The sequence below is a fragment of the Colwellia meonggei genome, from assembly GCF_057537295.1.
The window spans coordinates 206,933-228,101 of the sequence record NZ_BAAJLZ010000006.1 but is presented as its reverse complement, the minus strand read 5'-3'; the positions used below and the strand labels follow the sequence as shown (position 1 = coordinate 228,101).

Below are 21,169 nucleotides of genomic sequence, written 5' to 3'. Positions count from 1 at the left end.
CTCCCAAACATTATTTTTAAAGTATTAATACAGCTTGTAGTTCATTTTTATTGACGCTTTGTACCATTAAATACACCAAGGTTAGGCGAATCATATGTAACATACGCTATATTACCATGTTCATCTCGGCTAAAAGTAACCTTTAACCCAGGAACCATTTTACTAAAAAATTGAGTTTCAGTCGTCGGATACATTTCAAAACCATTATTCCCAGTAATAGCCGCAACTAACATTTCTCCCTTTGCGGTTATCGTCATACTCAATCCAGGAAAGAAGTCATAAACCCCTAGAAAATCCTGTTGAACTGAAGATGATATCTTAATAGCTTTAACATCACTAAACACATGGCGTAACCCTTTATTAAAAGAAGGCGCTACCATTGTATTATGTGCTTCTCCTTCAATTTCACGATCTTCTATTAATAAATTTGGATAATTGCGAGATTCCAATGTGGTTACTAAACCATTAAATGGTGCTTTAGTTGTCTCAACACTTTCAAGTTCTCCAACACTTAAAAACAACCGAGTTTGCAGATCACTATTAGCGGCAGCGTACTTTGCCTCTTCTTCAAATATCATATAGTCATCCCAAGGTAAGTAAGGAGAAGAAACAATATAGTTGTCGAACATTTCGCCATGATTAAACATAGTGTCTAAAGCAAATAAACCACTTAGTGACCATGAAACTAAAGTTTCATGTGATTGGTCAATATTAAGTTTTCGATTTACACGTGGCATCAATTCGTAGGTTAGCATAGAACGAAAATTATCGGCCCCACCAGAGTTTTGAACATCTGCAACTTCTGTCGGTGAGTAATCTCGTATGCGTTTAACACCATCAGGATCGCTATCCATATAGCCTATACCAATAATAATAGTATCCGGCAATAAGGTATTAAATGCATTTACATGGTCTAATGTATAGACAAAATAATCCGCATCTAAAACATAAGAAACAGGATAGCCACCTACTTTATTTTTATCGTAATCCTCTGGTAACAGTACATAAATTTTAAAAGTTTCATCAACGTATTGTGATTTCAATTTACGTTGAAATCCTTCAGGGTAAACCAATTGTCGTTTTTTATGCTTTTGTTTAAACATGCGCTTTTCCGGCGGAAAATCCATCGCATGAACGGCTGGTGCCGTACTAACTAAAAAAGCAATAATAATCATGATATATTTCATATTCTTCTCCTAAGTACAAATAATTATGTTTTGTTAGAACAATTTAATTACTCGTAAAATAAGAAAAAAAAGGGTCAATTTTTTATAATTTATTTTTTATCAGTTAAATAAGAACGTAAAAAATTTAGCACGTTCATATATAAAAAAGGCTCTTAATTGAATAAGAGCCTTCTGCTAATTAGATCTTTAAATCAAAAGTTTATTTAGAATTTGTAACTTGCTTTTAGATATACAAAGCGACCTTGAGCATTATGAGTGCTATTCACATACCCCATAAAGTCATGGTAAGTAAAAGGAGGTTCTTCATTAAAGAGGTTCGTTGCTCCTATACTTAATGTTGTGTTTTCTATACCAATATAATTAACAACAGTATCAACGGTTAGCATCGAATCTATATCGGATAATGTAACTGTTTCAATAACGTTACCATCTGTATCTTTGATAGTTTGAATACGTACAGAGTTATCCTGTTTAAATGAGCCTATATAGTTTAAAGCAAGGCTTGCATTCCAATCATCTTTAATCCAATTGGTATTAAACGTCCAACGAACTTCTGGCTGTTCAAAATCACCTTCTTGGGTATCTATACGCATACTACCATCAGCATTTGGACGTGCATCTTCATAAGATAAAACATAGTTTACAACATAAGAAAACTTGAACTCTCCCATTTCCGTATCTAAACCATAATTCGCTTCAATATCCAATCCAGATGTTGTGATATTTCCAATATTTTCAAATTGGTCGAAGATGCGAACAACTTCTCCAGGGTCACCGGAAATATTCGAAGGTAAACGTTCAACAACACTTGGATCATTACCTAATGTACTAAACTTAAATTGAGTATCCTTGGTAATAACATTTTCAATATCATAGTCATAATAATCAACTGAAAAATCGAAGTTATCTGTTACTTCATAAATCACACCTAAATTATAACTTGTCGATTCTTCAGGCCCTAAATCCGCATTACCTGATAAAACAGCAGTATATTCTTGAGGTTCACAGGCTTTATTAATATTACCTACGGCATTACAGCGTACTGTATCAACTAAGTTAGGAGATTCATCAGTATTTCCTAAACCAATTTGGTGTAATGACGGTGCTCTAAATGCTGTACCGTATGAGCCACGTAAAGAAAGCGACTCTGTTGGCTGCCATATAAATGCGAGTTTTGGATCGGTTGTCGTGCCAAAGTCACTGTAATCTTCATGACGCAACGCAACCTGTACTTCTAAAGTATCAAGTACAGGAATTGCAAGTTCTGCAAATATTGAAGTATTATCACGTGAACCATTAGCTTGTGTAGCTTCAGTACCAAACACCTCCCCACGCAAAAACTGGTCATCAGGGTTATCACTAATGCTTTCTTCACGGTATTCAAAACCTACAGCCAAGCCAAGGTCACCATGCTCCATCTCTGTAAGTGTTCCACTTAATTTAGCATCAAATGACTTGCTCGTGGATTTACCAATACGTGAAGTTGTAGTTTCAATGAAGTCTAGAGCTTCTTGAGTATTTGTCGACGGTTCAAATGGATTCCATAAGCCACTATCTATCGCCTCTTGTACTCTGCGAGAGTTAGGGAAACCATTTACACCTCGTTCAGTTGACTCACTCTTAATATAATTATATGCAACTTCCCAGCTCCACTCGTTTAGCTCACCTTGTAAACCAATAATTGAACGATAGTAATCTGACGTAACACGCTTTTCACGATTACCTATATCGACCATTCGTCTGCGCATGGTTAAGTCTTGTTGATAAAACTCATGATCAGGCATATCAGCAAATGGGTGATTAACATTATCACCAGCCATAAAGAGTTCATTAAAACTTGGGCTACCAGCACCACGAATGGTTGTTTTTGAATGTTGCCCATTTAACTCAGCAAAGCCACGTAAATTGTCATTGATTTCATACTTGCCCATATAAATAAAACTTGCGCGCTCAGTTGCTGGAACGGAAGTCATCACAGGAGCGTAATCATAGCGACATAGCGTACCTACAATATCTTCTGGTGCACAAACATCATTACCAAAAGTATCAGGAATTCTATTTGTTGGATCCGATTTCAAAGCAATTGTACCCGGAAAGCCCGATGAGCTTCTAAAATCAGTTGCAAAACGGTCATTTGGTCTAAGTGCCGATTGATTAGCTGACTTTGAATAATCACGGTCACCATAAAGTATTTCTTCACGATCAAAATAATCTAAAGCAAAAGTGTGACTCGTTTTTTCGGTAGAATTACCCCAAACTAGGCTGATATTTTTTTCTTCACCCCCACCGTCTGCTGTGTCACCTATTTTGGCGGAAACTTCGGCACCATCAACATCATCTCTTAAAACAATATTAATTACCCCAGCAACAGCATCGGAACCATAAGTTGCGGAAGCACCATCTTTTAAAATATCCACACGCTTAATAGCTGCCAGGGGAATATTATTAATATCAACAAAGGCAGTATCAATGTTATTAGCAAATGGGGATACAGATACTCGTCTGCCATTGACCAATATTAACGTTGAATCCGCACCTAAACCTCGTAACGAAACACTTGAACCACCGTTACTGGTATTATCACTACTATTCCCTTGTGTTGAAAATGTGCCTTGCCCGGCCATCGGTAACTTAGTAAAGAGGCCAATAAGATCCGTGACCCCAGTATTGGCAATATCTTCTGCACTCAGTGATGTTAATGGTGATGGACCTTCCATATCAGTTCTTTTGATATGTGAACCTGTCACTTCAATTCGCTCAACTTCTTCTTCGGCTGCATAAGTGGAGTAACTTTGTGACGTGATCAGTGCGGTAGCGATACCTATGGCGAGAGTGTTCTTACGATTTTTAAAGACTTTCATGTTTCCTTCCTTTTGCTTTTATATTTATTTGTTTTTTATATTTTTTTATTCCATTTACAATACTTAATTACTGTTTAATTAAAACAAATCAGCAGGTTTTTATAACAAATAATGTTTAGCTTTAATAGAGAAGTTCAATATGTTGCTTCACGAAAATGTAAACTTTTGTTAACCGAAGTTATTTATTCTACGAAATCATTCGGATATTTTAAATTAGGTGTTTGAAAGACTTTATTAATAAAAAAGGAGCCCTTAGGCTCCTTTACATTTACTTAAAAAGTGATAATTAGGTTGCAGGTTCTGCTTTCATAAACACTTTACCCGTAAGTCTAAATAGCACAGCACTTAATGCTAATGTAGTCACTATGGTTGCTCCACTGGGTAAGTCGAAGCTTGCGGATAAAAACAAACCGAAAACATAGCCAATAAGTCCAATGCCATACGCCCAAAATAACACATATTTCCCCTGTAACTTATTAATTGCTAATGCAGGTAATATTAATGTACTAAATACAAGATAAACCCCAACCAATTCAACTGACAAGGTAATAACTAGGGCAAACAATAAATAGAAAAAGGCTCCATTTAGTATTTTAGGCTTAATTACTATAAGTGCTAAAATGGCACTGTATACTACGGCTGGTAATAATAGCTGTTGCCAATTAACCCATAATATTTGCCCTGACATCAGTTGTTTAAGTAGTTCACCACCATGTGGGTCGTTAGACAGTAATAACATTGCCGCGACGGCGGAAAGAACATAAAAACAGCCTATCATAGCTTCTAGTTCTTCCTCCATGCGCTTGGCTAACCACGCAATAATGCCAGCGCCTGCCAAGGCAAATATTGCTGGCATCCAAATGTTTACATAGGCGAGTTCGGCAATGTCATGATCCATACGTACAACAATCGCGCCTAAAGCTGCAATTTGTGCTATCGCTAAGTCAATAAAGATAATGCCTCGTTTTAGTACTTGTTTCCCTAAAACAACATGGGTAGAAAGTACTAATATGCCGGCAACAAACGCTGGTAGCAAAATCGTAAGTAGCTCATAATTCATTGTGATTACCTATTACAGCTTTTTTAATTTTTCAGCGCTATATTCTTGCGTCAATAACGTAAAAGCACTGTCGTATAAACTAAACAAGTCATCACTTTCTTCATTGCCACCAACAGATAACGGCAGCACCACAATAGGTAGGTTAGCTTTGTCAGCCAGCCACTTAGCACCACGTTTATCTTGATATGATGCGATAACAATCGCAGTAATATCACCTTGTTTAGCACGTTTTAAAAGCTTAGCTAAATGTCCACTTGTTGGTGGCAAACCTGGCTTAGGCTCTAAATCAGCAACTTGCTCAATATCTGCAAAATCAAATAGATAACGAAAGCTTGAGTGATAGGCAATGACTTTCATGCCCTTTAATTTATCTGCCGAAGCCTGCCATTTTGACATAGACAACTGCCAACGTTTACTAAAGCTTTCAAGTTGCTGCTGATAGCTATTCGCTTGTTTAGCATCTAATTGAACAAGCTTAGCTGTTAATGCAGTTGCAATATCTAACATTCGCTGCGGAGAAAAGTGTAAATGCGGATTACCTAAGCTATGTACATCACCCATACTACGATCAACATTTGCCACTTTGTCTAAGGTATCAACATGCTCTGCAGCAAAAAACAAACCTTTATCAGTACTGCGCACTTGCGCATTAGCAGCTTTCATTTGCAACATGGGCAACCAACCAATTTCCAGCTCAGCACCAGCACAAATAACCAAATCGGCTTGGCGCATTTTAGCTATTAGGCTAGGACGTGCCTGGACCAAGTGCGGATCTTGCATAGCCGTTGTAGCCGAATATATTCTAGCCTCAGGTGCCAGTTCTTTAGCTAACGCGGCGTACTCTGGTTCGCATGCAAAAATATTCATTTGCGCTAGCACACTATGGCTTAATGTGAGTAACGCACTACCTAAGATAAATTTAAAATTGATGCGCACTGTGAGCCCCCAAAGCCATAACATATTGTAAAGTTATCACATTATCTTTTTCAGCATTTTCAAAACCAACATTACTTTGATGACTGAACTCTAATCGTACAGTCGAAAAATGGCTATTATGCCAAGCAATACTCAACTCAGTTTCTTTTAGTTCTTGTGAATCAAAATGTTCTTCATGTTGTAATTGGCTATCTAGCTCACCATAGCGTAAACCTGCAGACCAATTCGGTGAGAATTGATATACACCACTAACATACCAGGCTTGATGATAATCTTTACCACCTTCGTCGTGATGCTCTTCTTCATCGTGATGTTCTTCTTCCTCATGCTCATCATGAAGTTCCGAAACCATAAAGTCATTCACTCGAAAATATTCCGCACTCAACGTTAAATGTTGATATTTATAGTTACCATTTGGTGCCCACTTATAAACAAAGTCAGCGACATAGGTATTTTTACCGGTATAACTAGCTGAATGAGAGTGACCATGCTCGTCTTCCGCATGCTCTTCTTCGTGATGGTCTTCTTCTTCATGCTCTTCTGGTGTTAATTGCCCATTTTCATTACGCAAGTAACTAAAACCTAACTGCCAAGAGCTTTCCGTACCAATATCACCGCCAAATTTAGTAAAAGCAGTATAAACACCTGTCGTATCAAATTCACGCTCGCCATGCTCATCAGCTGCACGTAAACTATCGCCTGCAAAAACCTCTGCGCCCATAGTCCAATATATATCGGTTGGAGCTGTATAGCTTACACGTAAACCGTCATCATAATAATGACCACCCAAAAAAGCTCGATACGCACTAGGGCGACTCGTAAAAGCATCAGTGTGTAAGTGTTGGTTATTTAAATAACCAATATCAGATAGAAAACGACCTGCACGTACGGTAAAACCATTAGGCAATGCCATAGTTTGAATAAATGCCTCTTCAACGTTTACTTCGCTTTCTCCATCATGCGATTCAAACACCGTAGTTAACTTGCCATAGAACATATCATCAATACTGGCACTAAACGCCAATTCAGTTTCACCTAAACCAAAACCTTCAGCACGTTCAGCCATTACACGATTTTCACTTTGATAGTAGCCATCTAAAATAGCACTAACCGTAGGATTAGAAAGCGTTGGTGTTTGCGCCTGTGATGTTGCAGGAAGTAAGGCTGTTACTGCTAATGCAGCAGCAATTTTCGCAGGTAAACGGGTCGGTAAAAATTGTTTGTTGTTCATTTCTTTAAATCTCTAAAATAAATTAAATACGACAACACAAACCATCTGCCAAATAGCAAATTAGGTATGTGGGAATGCAAATTGTTAAATAATGAGTTTTAAAGAGAAACGGGAGGTGCGCGACTAAGGTAAGTAACACTATGAACAAGTGCTAATGACGGTTGAGCAATACTCGTTAGTTCGTACTGCTGACTTATAAATTCAAGATTGGCGTCTTGCTGCGGTAGTACTTGATTGAATTGATGCTGGTGAAAGCACAAAGTACAGTGCGTTTTCGCACCTTCATCGATATGTTCAACACTATGCGCAGAAGCAGCCACAGACAAAACTAACAATATAGCACTGAGCCATATTGCGATGAGTCGCCTGTTAGTTACTGAAAAGTACATTTCTGCTATCCAATGAGTGAATGAATCAAATTCCCCAATAGTGTACGCGACTTACAACACGCCATGCAAGCCAAGCCTGTGCCATTTATCACATTAAAGCGCCCTTTCAGCGCAATTTTTTAGCCTCAAATATTCTGTCTGATTATCACCTACCAAACTTCCCGATAAAGATTCAGTAAGTTTGTACCAAGAATTTTATCAATTTGTCTATTTTGATAACCACGCTTTTGTAAATGCCAAGCAATCAACTCCATCCGCCTTTCAGAGTTTAGCTCAGCTATAAAAGGTGGACGATTAGGTGTTTCCCCTGGCGCTGAAATACCAGCGGCAATGCGTCGTTTAACTTCTTGGCGAATGGCTTCCCGATACTCTGGGCCATCATTTACCGGCACGACACCTTGGTCACTACCAATTGATACATGGTCTTCACCCACTAGATTAACGGCATAATCAATGTGACGTAATAAAGCTTCAGCCGTTAATTCGCTATCACCACCTTCTAAAAATGGCATTAAGTAAAGACCAATTACACCGCCCTTGTTTGCAACAGTTTTTAACTCCGCATCATCATTATTACGAGGATGGCGATAAACGCTATTACAGCCAGTATGAGAAATTGTTAGTGGCCTAGTAGCAGCTGATATTGCATCTGCAACGGTTTTCTTTCCTGAATGAGAAAGATCGACCAACACCTTATTTTTTTCCATACGCGCAAGTGCCTTTCGCCCTAAATTTGTTAAGCCAGCATCATCACTCACTAGCCCACCACTGCCGTATTGCGAAGGGCCGTTGTAACTCATTTGCATGTAACGAACACCTTGGCGAGCAAAAAAATCAATTTGGCTTAAATCATCAGCAAACATTTCTGTTGATTGAAAGCCCATAATAATGCCAATTTGTTTTTGCCGCTTGGCTGCTAGTACGTCTGCAGCCTTAGTAACCAATCGGAAATATTTTGGATAACACTTAATTAAATCAAGCGTTGCTTGTACTTTAACTAGGGTCGTTTTATGGTCGTCACCAGGTGAAGGTATTGTGGCATTCAAGGCACTGATACCTGATTGTTTAAAGAGTGCTAACGTATTTTCATCAAAACTTTTAACACCATAATCAAAAGCGGCGCTGAGGCCATCAATCACTATGCTGCTATCGTAAGGTTGCCAGCTCATATTACTATGAGTTATTTGCTGATGACTTAATGCAAATACACTTTGCGGTAGTAAGAAACCGATAGAGAAACCTGAGCCAATTTTCAAAAACTGTCGTCTTTTCATTTTTAATCCCCACCCTTCCTTAATTAAAGCTCTGCAACACATTCAATTTCTACTTTTGCATTTAATGCAAGGCCTGCAGCGGCATAAGCGCTGCGTGCTGGCGGCATTACAAAAAACGGTAAGTAGGCTTCATTGGCTTTTTGCCAATCATCAATGCTTGCCAGCATTAAGGTACACTTAGCGATATCACTATAATTTAAATCATAGTTTTGCAAAACACTGCCAATGTTTTTCATTGCTTGCTGCATTTGGCTGGTAATGTCGTTACCCGCTAATGTTTTTGTACTTGGGAAATTGCCTATTTGACCTGATAGCCACAGCATACCACCAGCTTTTTTGGCGCTAACAAAAGGTAGACTTTTATCATCACCGATGTAGACAAACTGGCCATTTTTCACAACATGGGCAATATCTTTAACATGATTAATATTTTCAGCAGGGTTTTTATTAAGCACAACCAAATTAGCTACTTTTCCAACACTAATATCACCATGAGTAGCATCAATACCAATCACCTCTGCACCATTAATAGTTGCCGCTTGAATGGCTTCTAATGGCGTCATTTCAACATCATTAACAAGTAATTGCATTTCATGTTGAACTAGTGGGTATTTAGACTGGTAATAATCACTGGCACCATCAGTTCCAGCAGATATTTTGATACCGTTCTTATGCGCTAGTTGCGTAAAGATACTTCCCCATTGATACATTAGCTGACCGCGTTCTCCACGTGCTTGCTGTTGCTTTTCAAAAACCGTTAATGTTGCATCTAAAATAGTGCCTTTATTTTTCATATCATCAATGAGCGGCTGATATCGCTCTAGCTGCAAAGAGTCAACTTTTTGCTCGCTAGTGATATTTTTTCCTTCTCTGCGCAATTGATAAAAATTATCGACAACATGAGCTGAAATATCGGGCGCGTGGGAAATCGTTTCTACACCAGCATTTACCAACTCTTGTGGTCTTGCTGGACCAACAAAAGCATGTGACCATACCTTTAAGCCGTGTTTCTTGGCGGAGTCTTCTAATTTTGGAATAATACTCGCTGGAACTTTTGCATAAATTTTAATGCCTGTAGCTCCAGTGCCCGCAGCCCGTAGCATAATATCATCAAAATCAGTATGCTCGTTGACTGCCCGCATCCAGTTTACATCTCCTGGTGTTTCACCTTTTGCTGAAGCGACAGTTCGAGGATCAGAGAAGAACTCTTTGCCGCCAATAATTACCGAATAAAAAATATCAGGAGATTGAATAACATCATTGTCAGCTCGACGCTTAAGGGAATTCAAGGCGCGAGTGTCACCACCCATGTCTCTAACGGACGTAACCCCACCTTGTAGCAATTTTCTTAAACGCATCCGGGTGATTTGGTCATTATCAGAATCATCTGGAGAAGTAGCATGGTGCACATGCGTATCAATCAACCCTGGAATAAGGTACTTTCCGCTCATATCAATGACAACTATATCTTTCGCTAGAGCCTTATTACCTGCGGCTGTAATTGATTTGATTTTCTTATCTTCAATTACCACAGTTTGATTTTCATTAATTTTTAAAGCAACAACATCAACTACATTAATATTTTTCAAAGCTAATGTTTGTGCTGTAACGGGTAAGGCAAGTGCTAGCGACGCAGCGACGAGTGAAATTTTTTTCAATGCATTCATCTGATTTCGTTAATAGTTAGTTAATGTGCTTTTATCTTGCCTTGAACGCCTCTTGTTTAAAAGCAACTAAAAAGGCATAGTTTATCAACTTTTAGTTGATAATCTTAAAGTATAAATGAATAAAATTACTGCTTTAACCGCATTTTGCCTAACAGCTGAATACTTAAATTTTTCTCACGCCGCCAATGAGATGGGCATATCCACAACTATGGTAAGTCGCTATGTAAAGCAGCTAGAGCAAGAGTTGGGCTGCCTTTTATTAAAGCGCAATACTCGCAAAGTATTTCTCACCGAAGCTGGCGAGCAATACCGAAACCACGTAAAGCCGCTGCTAAAAAAATTACATTTAGTTGATAGCCAAATGAGACAACTAAAAAACGAACCCAGCGGTGAACTTAGAATTTCAACGACAGCGGAGTTTGGTGGGCAATATTTGGCGCCACTGATCGCCCTTTATCAAGCACAATATCCACAAGTAAAACTGAATATTCGCATTGATAATACGCCAATAGATTTATTTGACGATAAAACCGATCTAACATTTAGAGTCGCTCCGAGCTTAAGCAATGCCAGTTATATTGCACAGAAAGTGGCACAGTCGCGATTGTCTTTATGGGCAAGTCCAGATTACTTGAAAAAGTATGGCACACCTGAGAATCTTGACGAATTGGCGCATCATCAGCTACTGTTTTTTAATCACAGTTTACGAAAAGCACAGTGGTTATTTATTGTTAATGGCGAAAGAAGGTTAATAAAGCTGGATTGGTCATGGACATCAAATAGTGGCAAATTACTCAACGAAGCAGCTGCAAATGCCCAAGGGATAATACAAGCACCAAGCTATTCAGTGGCACGTTATGTTACTGAAAAACGCCTAGTGGAAATTCTCCCTGAGTATACGATGAATCAATTACAGATATCGGCAATGTACCCGCACCGCTACGAGCTTTCCACTCGCGTAAAAACTTTTGTTGAATTAGCTAAGCATTACTTTTCAGAGCACCCTATCCCCTAACTTGTGCTTTTTTCAAACCAAAAAACTGCAAACAGAGAATAGTGAATACCATGATTGAAAATTATTTATTTTGCTCAGAAACCAATTCGTAGGCTGCTTGAATATCCTGCGCTTTTTGTTTGGCAATTTCCATCATTTCTGGCGGTAATCCTTTAGCGACTAATTTGTCGGGATGATGCTGCGACATTAACTTACGATACGTTTTCTTCACTTCACTAGCCGAGTTTTTCTCAGTTACCCCTAATACTTTATAGGCATCTTCAAGCTGTTGAGCAGAGTGTTGATAACCTTGATTAGCGCCATGTTGGCCCTGTCGGTGAAAATTAGCGCCGGCAATGATCATTTCAAGCAACTTATCTAGTTCTTTTGCCGAGTACCCTAACCCTTTAGCGATTTTATGTAATGCATCGCGTTCGTCTTTGTCTAGGCTGCCGTCAGCAAACGCTACTTGAATTTGGATCTCTAAAAATAGCAGTAATAAATCATGACGATTACCCACTGCTGACTTTAGCTTTCCAAGTCGTTCTGTTAACGGAAAACCTGTTGTCTTTCCATCACGAAAAGCCTCTTGCGCTTGCTGACGTAATTCACCTTGCAGCCCCAACTTATCCATGTATGCCGTAGCAAACGCGATTTCGTGCTGAGTTACACGACCGTTTGCCTTTGCTATATAGCCCATAACCGAAAACGTGCTATAGAAAAACGCCGCTTGACGATCAGTATCACTTTTTGACCCAGCTAAATTATTAAAATCAAGCCCAACACCTTTATCAAATCTATGACCTAACCAGGCCCCTAATAAAGCGCCAAAAATATTCTTACTTAACATAAAGCCAAATAAGAAACCCAAAATTTTGCCCCAAATGCGCATAATAAAACTCAATTACTCTTTATTTATAAACTATATTAATTTTGGTTCAGTTGAGCTAGTCGCTCAGGAGTACCAACATCGGTCCAAGCGTTATCTATTACATTCGCCGTTATTTTACCATTCTGCGCGCCAGCCCTTAACATAGGCGCAAGTGGTGCCACTGAGTGTAATTCTTCAGCGACATTCTGACTGAAAAAACGTTTTTTATATAACGCTATACCGCTAAATGTATAAGTTGTTTGTTGATTATCAATTAGATTAATCAATTTATTGCCAGCGAGTTGAAAGTCACCTTTTGCATTATGTTCCGGGTTTTGAACAAGCAGTAAATGCGCATCGAACTCACTCGCAAGCTTTGGCAAGTCATTAAAATTGTAATCACAATAAACATCACCATTAACGACAATAAATGTATCTCGTTCGTTGTTAGCCAGCAAAGGTAAGGCTTTGATAATTCCACCAGCGGTTTCTAATGCAACAGGCTCTTCGCTATAGGTAATATTTACCGAGAATTGCTTACCATCAGCTAAATAATCAACCAACTTCTGTCCTAACCAGGCATGATTAATAACAATGTCTGTTATACCTGCTGCTGCTAAATTTTTTATGTGATATTCAATTAAAGGTATACCATTAACTTTAAGTAGCGGCTTCGGGCATGTATCTGTTAAAGGTCGCATACGCTCACCTCGTCCGGCTGCTAATATCATAGCTTTCATATAAAACTTTCCATCTAATTAAAGCTCGGGATTCAGCTTTGTTGATTATTACGCTATTTCGCTCAATGCCGGTATTACCTGTTCACTAATTAACAGGTGAAGAAAGCTGAGCTTATCATACTGGCGACTAATATCTTTTATGTAGGTCAATGTTAGCGGTATATCAGCTAAATAATTAGACTTATTATCTCTATGATGTAAACGAGCAAAAATTCCACTTGCCTTTAAATGACGCTGAATACCCGTTAAATCAAACCATTGCTGCCATGTTGCTGAACTTATATCTTGATGAGGAAAGCTCGCCTGCATCTTGAGTCGATATGCTTCTACAACTGGCGCAATCAGCGCATCAGGCCAACGAACATAACAATCCCGCAATAACGAAACTAAATCATAAACTACAGGTCCCTTCACGGCATCCTGAAAGTCAATAACCCCCAACTGCTGATTTTCAATTAGCATAATATTACGACTATGGTAATCACGATGCATCAATACCTGCGGCTGTGTCATGATGGCATCAGACAAATATTGAAAACAATTGTCTAACTCTTGTTGTTCTATAGGTGATAGTTCTATACCCAAATGTTTATCTAACAACCATTGCTGAAATATCATCAATTCAGTATTAACAAAAGCTTCATCATATTCAGGTAATTCATTAGTCAACGAAGAAGATGATAAGTTTATTTTTTCTAGTTCGATAATTGCCTGCAAATAATACTGCTGCATATTATCTTCTGATAATTTATCAGCCAGTAAAGTGTCACCAAAGTCAGATAAACATAGAAAACCATGCGTCATGTCTTTGGCTAAAATTTTTGGCACATTAACATTCACCGAATGTAAATGTGCCTGCATTTGAATAAATGCTTGGTTATTAGACAGTTCAACTGGCGCATCAACTGCAATATAAGATTTATTTTGAACTTGGAATCGAAAGTAACGTCTAAAGCCAGCATCACCAGTTAATGGCATTAAGCTTATATTATTACAAGAAAAAGCATCTTCTAACCAATGCTTTAATTGCGTTGTTCTTGAGGTGTTCAATGATATTATTCTCTTAAATGTAATAATGCCAATATAACTAATTCGCAGGCTAATGAAAATTGCTATATTATTATAAACTTTAGCGGTAAAATGCCGCTCTTATTCTAAGCTTTTTATTTTTATAAGTTAATTATTCGGACAATAAATGCGTTTTTCCCTTAACAAAGTTTCTTTTGCCTGCCTCTTTTTCTTTTCTTATGCCAGCAACGCACAAAGTAGTAATACGAATAATCTTGATATTAGCCAATGCCCAATTCCAAGTTATGCAAAAATATCTCATCCATCAGATAAAGCTAGCAGTGAAAATTTTACTATTTTATCATCAACATCAAGCATCAAAAAAGGCGAGTTCGCCAAGTTCTCAGGGGGTGTAACATTATTAAATGAAGAAAAATCTATTGTTGCCAATACATTATCTGTTAACAGAAACGACGCAACAGTAACTGCTAATGGCGATATTCATTTTCAAAATAAAGGCATTGATGTTTTCGCTGACTCCCTCAGTATCAATGAACAACAAAAGACCACTCAGTTAACGGCCACGGCATATCAGCTCAATGGCTCTGCAGGCCACGGTAGTGCAGAACAAATTAATATTAATGGCAATGGCAAAACATTAAGCTTCATTGATTCGAGCTTCACTACTTGTTATGACCCTGTGCCCGATTGGCTAATGCGTGCCAGCGAAATTACAATTTCAGCAGATAAAAAATCACTTGAAGCCTACAATGCACGTTTTAGCCTTTTTGATGTTCCAGTACTTTATGTTCCCTATTTAACCATGCCGATAGGTGATGAGCGCCAATCAGGTTTTTTATACCCAAGTATTAGTTCATCAAATAACTCAGGCGTAGAGATTCAAACTCCCTATTATCTCAATATTGCTGAAAATATGGATGCGACAATTACGCCACGCTATATGTCTGATCGCGGTACACAGCTAATTACTGAGTTTAGATACTTACAAGGTTTACAGTCAGGACAAGTGGATATTGAATACCTTAACAGGGATAAGAAATTATCCAATAATAAAGATTCTCGTTACTTAGCTCGCTTGCAGCATATAGGTACTTACTCGGATAGATTCCGTGCTCATATTGACTATACAACAATCAGTGATGACAACTACCTTGTTGATTTAGGCAGTAGTCAATTTAATTCTAATGATTCATATTTATACCAAGTTGGTGAACTTTCTTATTTTGCAGATACCTGGCAAACAACAATGAAATTACAGGATTTTGAAGTACTTGGTAATCACCAACGTAGCTACAAGACTTTACCGCAGATAGAAATTAGTAGTCAGCAAGCACTTTCCAATTTTGATGGCATCATTGACATATACTCAGAGTTTTCAAGCTTTGATACCCCTGATAAGACAAAGCCGACAGCAGAGCGCTATCATTTAGAAGCTGGGCTATTATACCCCATCGTTACCCCTGCTTGGTTTTTAAATTCTGAGTTAAAAGTATTGCAAACCAATTACCGACAAAAAAATATCAATATTGGCAGTGAGCTAGAAAAAAACGTAAGCAGAACCTTACCTAAAGTACGGATACATGGTGGGGTAAACTTCGATCGTCAGCTATCACTATTTGGTAATAATTATAATCAAACCCTAGAGCCACAAGTACAATACCTGTATATACCAGATAAAGATCAAAGTAATATCGGCATTTATGATACTACCAATTTACAGGATGATTATAATGGCTTGTTTAGGGATCGTCGTTTTAGTGGCATCGATAGAATAGCACAAGCTAACCAAGTGTCATGGGGTTTAACCAGTAGAGTACTCAATGATAAAAATGCCGAGCTTTTACGATTTAGTTTAGGTCGAATTGTTTATTTTAACGAAAGTAATTTTAATAATAGCGAGCAAGACGTGGTTGCCGATAAATCGGCATTAGCTGCCGATATTTTTGTTAATTTAAGCCGAAATTGGCACTTTAGTAGCGACATTCAATATAACACGGATACTAGCACGACAAGTAAAAGCCAAACTTCACTAGACTATTTGTTTAGTAATAATCAAACAATTCAATTGAACCATAGGTACGCTAGTGATGTCTCAGGAGAGTCATTAGAACAAATATCACTTGCAACAAATGTTAAAATTACTCAACGCTGGCAGTTTGTTGGCCGCTTTACTCAAGACTTGCAAGGTAGACGTAGTATCGAAAGTTATGCTGGCTTTGAATACAGTAGTTGTTGTTGGGGTATACGTTTTACTTATCATCGTAATATTAATTCAAAAATCGACGATGGCAATATTGTAAACGAAAACCGTGACGCATTTGATAGCAGCTTTAATATTCAATTTGTATATAATGGTACTAATAGCAAGCAATCATCTAACAGCGTTAGTGATATGTTTAACTCAAGTATATTCGGCTATAAACGCCCATACTTCCTTAATAATTAATTAGAAGAAATTTACGGTACATGAAAAATTCATTAAAATTATTACTCCTTAGCTCTACGCTAATGTTTGCCACATCACAAGATGTATTTGCTGAAGAAGTTGAACTCGATAGAGTTGCAGCTATAGTGAATGATGGAGTGGTATTAGAGTCAGAGATAACAGGTTTAATCTCTTCTATCACCCTGCAAGCTAAAAAAAGCAACCAAACCTTGCCTTCAGCACGCGCATTACGAATTCAAGTAATGGAGAAATTAATAAACGACGCCATTATATTGCAGCTTGGTGAACGTATGGGTATGCAAATTAGCGACGCCCAGCTTGACGAAACGTTATCAAATATGGCGCAAGACAATAATATGTCACTGGAATCATTTCGAGATACCATAATATCCAACGGTGAAAGTTATGAAAAATATAGAGAAAATGTTCGAAGTGAATTAATTTCGGGAGAAGTACGCCGTGCTAGCCTTAGCCGCCGGATTTATATCTCTCCTCAAGATGTTTCTAATCTTTTGTTAGAGATGAAGGAAAAAACTAGCGCCGATGTAGAATATCGCCTTGGCCATATCCTTATAGAATTTCCAAACGACCCTAGTCAAGAAGATATAAACGCCGCAAAGATTCGTGCGGAGAAAGTTATTGAACTACTGGAAAGTGGTAGCGATTTTGCAAGAATTGCCATGACCTCTTCCGGTGGAGGTCGAGCTCTTGAAGGTGGTGATTTAGGCTGGAAAAGCATAAATGAAATGCCGACATTATTTTCAAAATTAGTTGATGGAAAAGAAAAAGGCAGCGTTTTTGGCCCAGTTAGAACAGGGTTAGGTTTTAGTATCGTTAAGCTTGTCGATATACGAGGTAGGCAAGTTGTAGAAGTAGAAGAAGTAAAAGCTAGCCATATCTTAATTGAACCTTCAATTATTCTTAGCGAAGCGAAGGCAGAAGCTATGTTGCAGGGCTTTGTAGATAAATTAAACGCTGGGGAAGCTGACTTTGCTGAACTTGCAAAGGAACATTCTGATGGCCCTACCGCAACAAGAGGTGGTGACTTAGGTTGGGCAGACCCAAGTAAATACGACCCTGCATTTACGAATGCTCTAGCTCGCTTAGATATTGACGAAGTCCATAAACCTTTTCGAACATCATTTGGCTGGCATATTGCAAAGTTAACTGGCCGAAGAACGCTTGATGCAACGAATCAAATGAATCAAAACCGCGCTTATCAAATGCTCTATAACCGGAAGTTTGGTATGGAAGGAGCACGCTGGATTAAAGAATTACGCGACGAAGCATACGTTGAAATTATTGAAACGGAAGATAAATAGTGTTAAAGCGAATTGCTATAACACCGGGAGAACCCGCAGGCATTGGCCCTGACTTAGTCATAAAAATTGCTCAACAGTCATGGCCAAGTGAAATTATTGTTGTTGGATCTCCTGAATTACTGAACTCGAGAGCAGAAATGCTAGGCGTCGAATTAACAATTAAAGAATACGATGCTAGTAACAAACCAACGGCTCATCAAGCAGGTACACTGACGGTTCTGCCTGTAGAGTTAGATGATAACTGCCAAGCTGGTGAATTAAATCCAAACAATGGTCGCTATGTTGTAGAAACATTGCGTATTGCTAGTGAAAAGAATATCTCTGGTGAATTTGACGCTGTAGTTACAGGTCCTGTACACAAAGGACTTATTAACCAAGCTGGCATTCCATTTAGCGGTCATACTGAATATTTTGCTCATCAAGCGAACTGTACCGACGTTGTTATGATGCTAGCAACTGAAGGTTTACGTGTGGCATTAGTAACCACACACATTCCTCTTGCATATGTTTCTAAAGCTATTACTCACGAACGATTACAGAAAATCACCCGAATTCTCCATCAAGACTTAATAACAAAATTTGGTATTTCCCAGCCAAAAATATATGTATGCGGTATTAACCCTCATGCAGGTGAGGATGGCCACTTAGGACGGGAAGAAATAGATGTAATGATCCCTGCACTTGATGAATTACGACAAGAAGGAATGAATTTAATTGGACCTTTGCCCGCTGATACCATTTTTCAAGAAAAGTACTTAGCAGATGCAGATGCCATTTTAAGTATGTTTCACGATCAAGGCCTACCCGTGCTAAAATTTAAAGGCTTTGGTTCATCAGTTAATATTACCTTAGGCTTACCATTTATTAGAACATCAGTTGATCATGGAACAGCCTTAGACTTAGCTGGTAGTAATCTAGCTGATGTTGGAAGCTTCAATGAAGCTATTCAAACTGCAATAACTTTAGCTAACAACCAAACTTAGCTGCTATTCGAGCAAAACAATATTATGAGTAAAAACTCCCATTTAGGCCATCAAGCAAAAAAACGTTTCGGGCAAAATTTCCTGCACAATGATGCAATCATCAGTGATATTGTCGATGCAATAAACCCTGAGCCTAATGAAAATTTAATTGAGATTGGCCCTGGTCTTGGCGCCCTTACCGAACCAGTAATTGAGCGCGCGGGGGCACTTAGCGTGGTTGAATTAGACAGAGATTTGGCTCACAGATTACGCCATCACCCTTTTTTAGCACCTAAGTTAACCATTTACGAGCAAGATGCATTAAAGTTCGATTTTGCCAAACTCGCGCGCGAAGAAAAGCCGTTACGCATTTTTGGGAATTTACCCTATAACATTTCTACACCACTAATTTTTCACTTATTGACTTTTAAAGATAAAGTGAAAGATATGCATTTTATGCTACAAAAAGAGGTGGTTGAGCGAATGGCATCGGGTCCAAACTGTAAGTCATTTGGTCGTCTGTCTATTATGACTCAATATCAATGTCAGGTGATCCCAGTTATGGAGATTGGCCCTGAGGCATTTAAACCAGCTCCAAAAGTTGACTCTGCCATTGTTCGCCTTGTGCCACATAAAGAAATTAAGAACCCGGTAAAAGACCTTAAAGCACTTAATCAAGTTTGCTTATCTGCATTTAATCAACGTCGAAAAACAATTCGTAACAGCTTTAAAAAACTGATTTCTGCCGAACAATTGCAATCTTTAGGAATTGACCCAAGCTTACGTCCAGAAAATTTGCATCTTGATGATTTTATAAAGTTAGCTAATTTTATTACCGATAACCCGATTAATGAAAACAATGACAAATAAATATTCTGATGTTTCAAATAATATTCATGTCGAAGTGATAAGCGATTATATTACGCAACAATCACTTGAAGCAGAACAGCAATTTGTTTTTAGTTATACCATCACCATCAGCAATAAAAGCTCCGATACAGTTCAGCTAATTAACCGGCATTGGCTAATTAGCGACTCAAATGGTGAAACGAATACGGTTTCTGGTGAAGGGGTAATTGGTCAACAACCATATATTAAAGCGAATGATAGCTTTACTTATACCAGTGGTTGTATTCTGAAGTCACCATTGGGCAATATGCAAGGGCATTATCAAATGCAATGCGACAATGGTGAACTTATTCAAGTAGAGATACCACTATTTCGCTTAGCAAAGCCTAACATACTCAATTAATGGAAAATTATGGCAATTTATTTTGTTGGTGATATTCAAGGCTGCTATAGCGAACTCGATGCACTACTGACCAAGATTGCTTTTTCAACCTATGAAGACCAATTATATGTAGCTGGCGACCTCGTCGCGCGAGGCCCAGACTCCTTAGCTACATTAAGATTAATCAAGTCTTTAAAGAATAGTGCAAAAGTTGTTTTAGGGAATCATGATCTACACTTGTTGTCTGTATTTCACGGATTAAAAAAAGAAAAGAGACAAGATCACCTCGCACAACTACTTTCAGCTCCAGATGTAGAGGAGTTAATGCATTGGCTAAGACAGCAGCCACTTATTCAAAAACTACCAAACGAAGCTGTTTATATGAGCCACGCTGGGCTCTCACCACAATGGACACCGCAATTAGCGATTGAACAAGCTGAAATTGCTCATCAAAAGCTTATATCTGCCAATTTTAAATATTGGCTTGCGCAAATGTATGGCTCAATGCCTAATAATTGGAAAAATGCTAAAAGCGAGATTGAAAAGTTTAGATTTACCATTAATGCGCTAACTCGTATGCGTTATTGTCATATTGACGGTAGTTTGGACTTTACCTGTAAAGAAAATTTAGAAAACGCACCAAAAGAGTTAATGCCTTGGTTTGACTTTCAACATTTAAATAATAAGGGACAATGGCTTTTCGGACATTGGGCGGCATTAATGGGTTATTGCCCTTATAATAACATTTATGCACTTGATACTGGCTGTGTTTGGGGGCAACACTTATCAATATTACGATGGCACGACAAGGCATTATTTACCGAACCAGCACATAAAACACTAAGTTAGCGACGTTGATTGGTTTAAAAAGTTATATAGCTTGTTATACTAGCATTATGACCTATGCGTATTCCTTAGTTGTCTAATAATAATTAATGATTAATTTACACAATGAAATCTTTAATACCT

Annotated in this window: 18 protein-coding genes; 7 read left to right on the top strand and 11 right to left on the bottom strand. The window is 38.2% G+C overall.

Translation table 11 applies throughout. The features are described 5' to 3' along the window. Nucleotides 1–47: 47 nt before the first annotated feature. From AC27E9_RS15245 to AC27E9_RS15210, 8 genes are all read right to left on the bottom strand, one after another. The gene (locus tag AC27E9_RS15245) at nt 48–1,187 is read right to left on the bottom strand and encodes an alpha/beta hydrolase (protein ID WP_487131626.1); all 1,140 of its coding nucleotides are present in this window, start codon (nt 1,185–1,187) and stop codon (nt 48–50) included. A gap of 203 nt (nt 1,188–1,390) precedes the next feature. Beyond that, on the bottom strand, nt 1,391–4,048 hold the full coding sequence (locus AC27E9_RS15240; RefSeq protein WP_487131625.1) for a TonB-dependent receptor plug domain-containing protein: 2,658 nt from the start codon (nt 4,046–4,048) through the stop codon (nt 1,391–1,393). A 286-nt stretch (nt 4,049–4,334) separates the two neighbouring features. Continuing rightward, nucleotides 4,335–5,108, bottom strand: a complete 774-nt coding sequence (locus AC27E9_RS15235) for a metal ABC transporter permease (protein ID WP_487131623.1) — start codon at nt 5,106–5,108, stop codon at nt 4,335–4,337. Nucleotides 5,109–5,120: 12 nt separating this feature from the next. Further along, the gene (locus tag AC27E9_RS15230) at nt 5,121–6,044 is read right to left on the bottom strand and encodes a metal ABC transporter solute-binding protein, Zn/Mn family (protein ID WP_487131621.1); all 924 of its coding nucleotides are present in this window, start codon (nt 6,042–6,044) and stop codon (nt 5,121–5,123) included. Then, a complete protein-coding gene (locus AC27E9_RS15225) occupies nt 6,028–7,275 on the bottom strand; it encodes a hypothetical protein (RefSeq protein ID WP_487131619.1) in 1,248 nt (415 codons plus the stop codon). The genes AC27E9_RS15230 and AC27E9_RS15225 overlap by 17 nt, the downstream gene beginning before the upstream one ends. 98 nt (nt 7,276–7,373) lie before the next feature. Further along, nucleotides 7,374–7,664, bottom strand: coding sequence for an ABC-type zinc uptake system zinc chaperone (locus AC27E9_RS15220; RefSeq protein ID WP_487131617.1), 291 nt, complete (start codon nt 7,662–7,664; stop codon nt 7,374–7,376). A 149-nt stretch (nt 7,665–7,813) separates the two neighbouring features. Further along, nucleotides 7,814–8,938: a dipeptidase gene (locus AC27E9_RS15215; RefSeq protein WP_487131616.1), complete on the bottom strand. Its 1,125-nt coding sequence runs from the start codon at nt 8,936–8,938 to the stop codon at nt 7,814–7,816. Between the two features lie 23 nt (nt 8,939–8,961). Next, nucleotides 8,962–10,605 (bottom strand): amidohydrolase family protein, encoded by a 1,644-nt coding sequence (locus AC27E9_RS15210; RefSeq protein ID WP_487131614.1) that lies wholly within the window; start codon nt 10,603–10,605, stop codon nt 8,962–8,964. Nucleotides 10,606–10,720: 115 nt separating this feature from the next. Here AC27E9_RS15210 and AC27E9_RS15205 point away from each other — a divergent pair, with 115 nt between their 5' ends. Then, nucleotides 10,721–11,620 (top strand): LysR family transcriptional regulator, encoded by a 900-nt coding sequence (locus AC27E9_RS15205; protein ID WP_487131612.1) that lies wholly within the window; start codon nt 10,721–10,723, stop codon nt 11,618–11,620. A 61-nt stretch (nt 11,621–11,681) separates the two neighbouring features. Here the strand turns inward: AC27E9_RS15205 and djlA are convergent, their stop codons facing one another. Genes djlA through AC27E9_RS15190 form a run of 3 tightly spaced genes read right to left on the bottom strand, consistent with a single transcriptional unit; the run spans nt 11,682 to nt 14,260 of the window. Then, nucleotides 11,682–12,491, bottom strand: coding sequence for a co-chaperone DjlA (gene djlA / locus AC27E9_RS15200; RefSeq protein ID WP_487131610.1), 810 nt, complete (start codon nt 12,489–12,491; stop codon nt 11,682–11,684). A 35-nt stretch (nt 12,492–12,526) separates the two neighbouring features. Then, on the bottom strand, nt 12,527–13,210 hold the full coding sequence (murU, locus tag AC27E9_RS15195) for an N-acetylmuramate alpha-1-phosphate uridylyltransferase MurU (protein ID WP_487131608.1): 684 nt from the start codon (nt 13,208–13,210) through the stop codon (nt 12,527–12,529). A gap of 48 nt (nt 13,211–13,258) precedes the next feature. Further along, nucleotides 13,259–14,260 carry an aminoglycoside phosphotransferase family protein gene (locus AC27E9_RS15190; RefSeq protein ID WP_487131606.1) on the bottom strand — a complete coding sequence of 334 codons (1,002 nt, stop codon included), beginning with the start codon at nt 14,258–14,260 and terminating at the stop codon, nt 13,259–13,261. A gap of 145 nt (nt 14,261–14,405) precedes the next feature. On the opposite strand from AC27E9_RS15190, the gene AC27E9_RS15185 reads away from it, so the two are divergent. From AC27E9_RS15185 to AC27E9_RS15160, 6 genes are read left to right on the top strand one after another with little or no spacing between them, the layout of a single operon-like run. After that, nucleotides 14,406–16,685, top strand: a complete 2,280-nt coding sequence (locus AC27E9_RS15185; RefSeq protein ID WP_487131604.1) for an LPS-assembly protein LptD — start codon at nt 14,406–14,408, stop codon at nt 16,683–16,685. Continuing rightward, on the top strand, nt 16,685–18,007 hold the full coding sequence (surA, locus tag AC27E9_RS15180) for a peptidylprolyl isomerase SurA (protein ID WP_487131666.1): 1,323 nt from the start codon (nt 16,685–16,687) through the stop codon (nt 18,005–18,007). The genes AC27E9_RS15185 and surA overlap by 1 nt, the downstream gene beginning before the upstream one ends. Beyond that, entirely contained in the window at nt 18,004–18,990 is a 987-nt protein-coding gene (pdxA, locus tag AC27E9_RS15175; protein WP_487131664.1) for a 4-hydroxythreonine-4-phosphate dehydrogenase PdxA, read from the top strand. The genes surA and pdxA overlap by 4 nt, the downstream gene beginning before the upstream one ends. 24 nt (nt 18,991–19,014) lie before the next feature. Then, the gene (gene rsmA / locus AC27E9_RS15170; RefSeq protein WP_487131602.1) at nt 19,015–19,839 is read left to right on the top strand and encodes a 16S rRNA (adenine(1518)-N(6)/adenine(1519)-N(6))-dimethyltransferase RsmA; all 825 of its coding nucleotides are present in this window, start codon (nt 19,015–19,017) and stop codon (nt 19,837–19,839) included. Continuing rightward, nucleotides 19,829–20,221 (top strand): Co2+/Mg2+ efflux protein ApaG, encoded by a 393-nt coding sequence (gene apaG / locus AC27E9_RS15165; RefSeq protein WP_487131600.1) that lies wholly within the window; start codon nt 19,829–19,831, stop codon nt 20,219–20,221. Before rsmA ends, apaG begins: the two co-directional genes overlap by 11 nt. Nucleotides 20,222–20,230: 9 nt before the next feature. Then, complete coding sequence (locus tag AC27E9_RS15160; RefSeq protein ID WP_487131598.1) at nt 20,231–21,049, top strand: symmetrical bis(5'-nucleosyl)-tetraphosphatase; 819 nt, start codon at nt 20,231–20,233, stop codon at nt 21,047–21,049. Nucleotides 21,050–21,169: the final 120 nt, after the last annotated feature.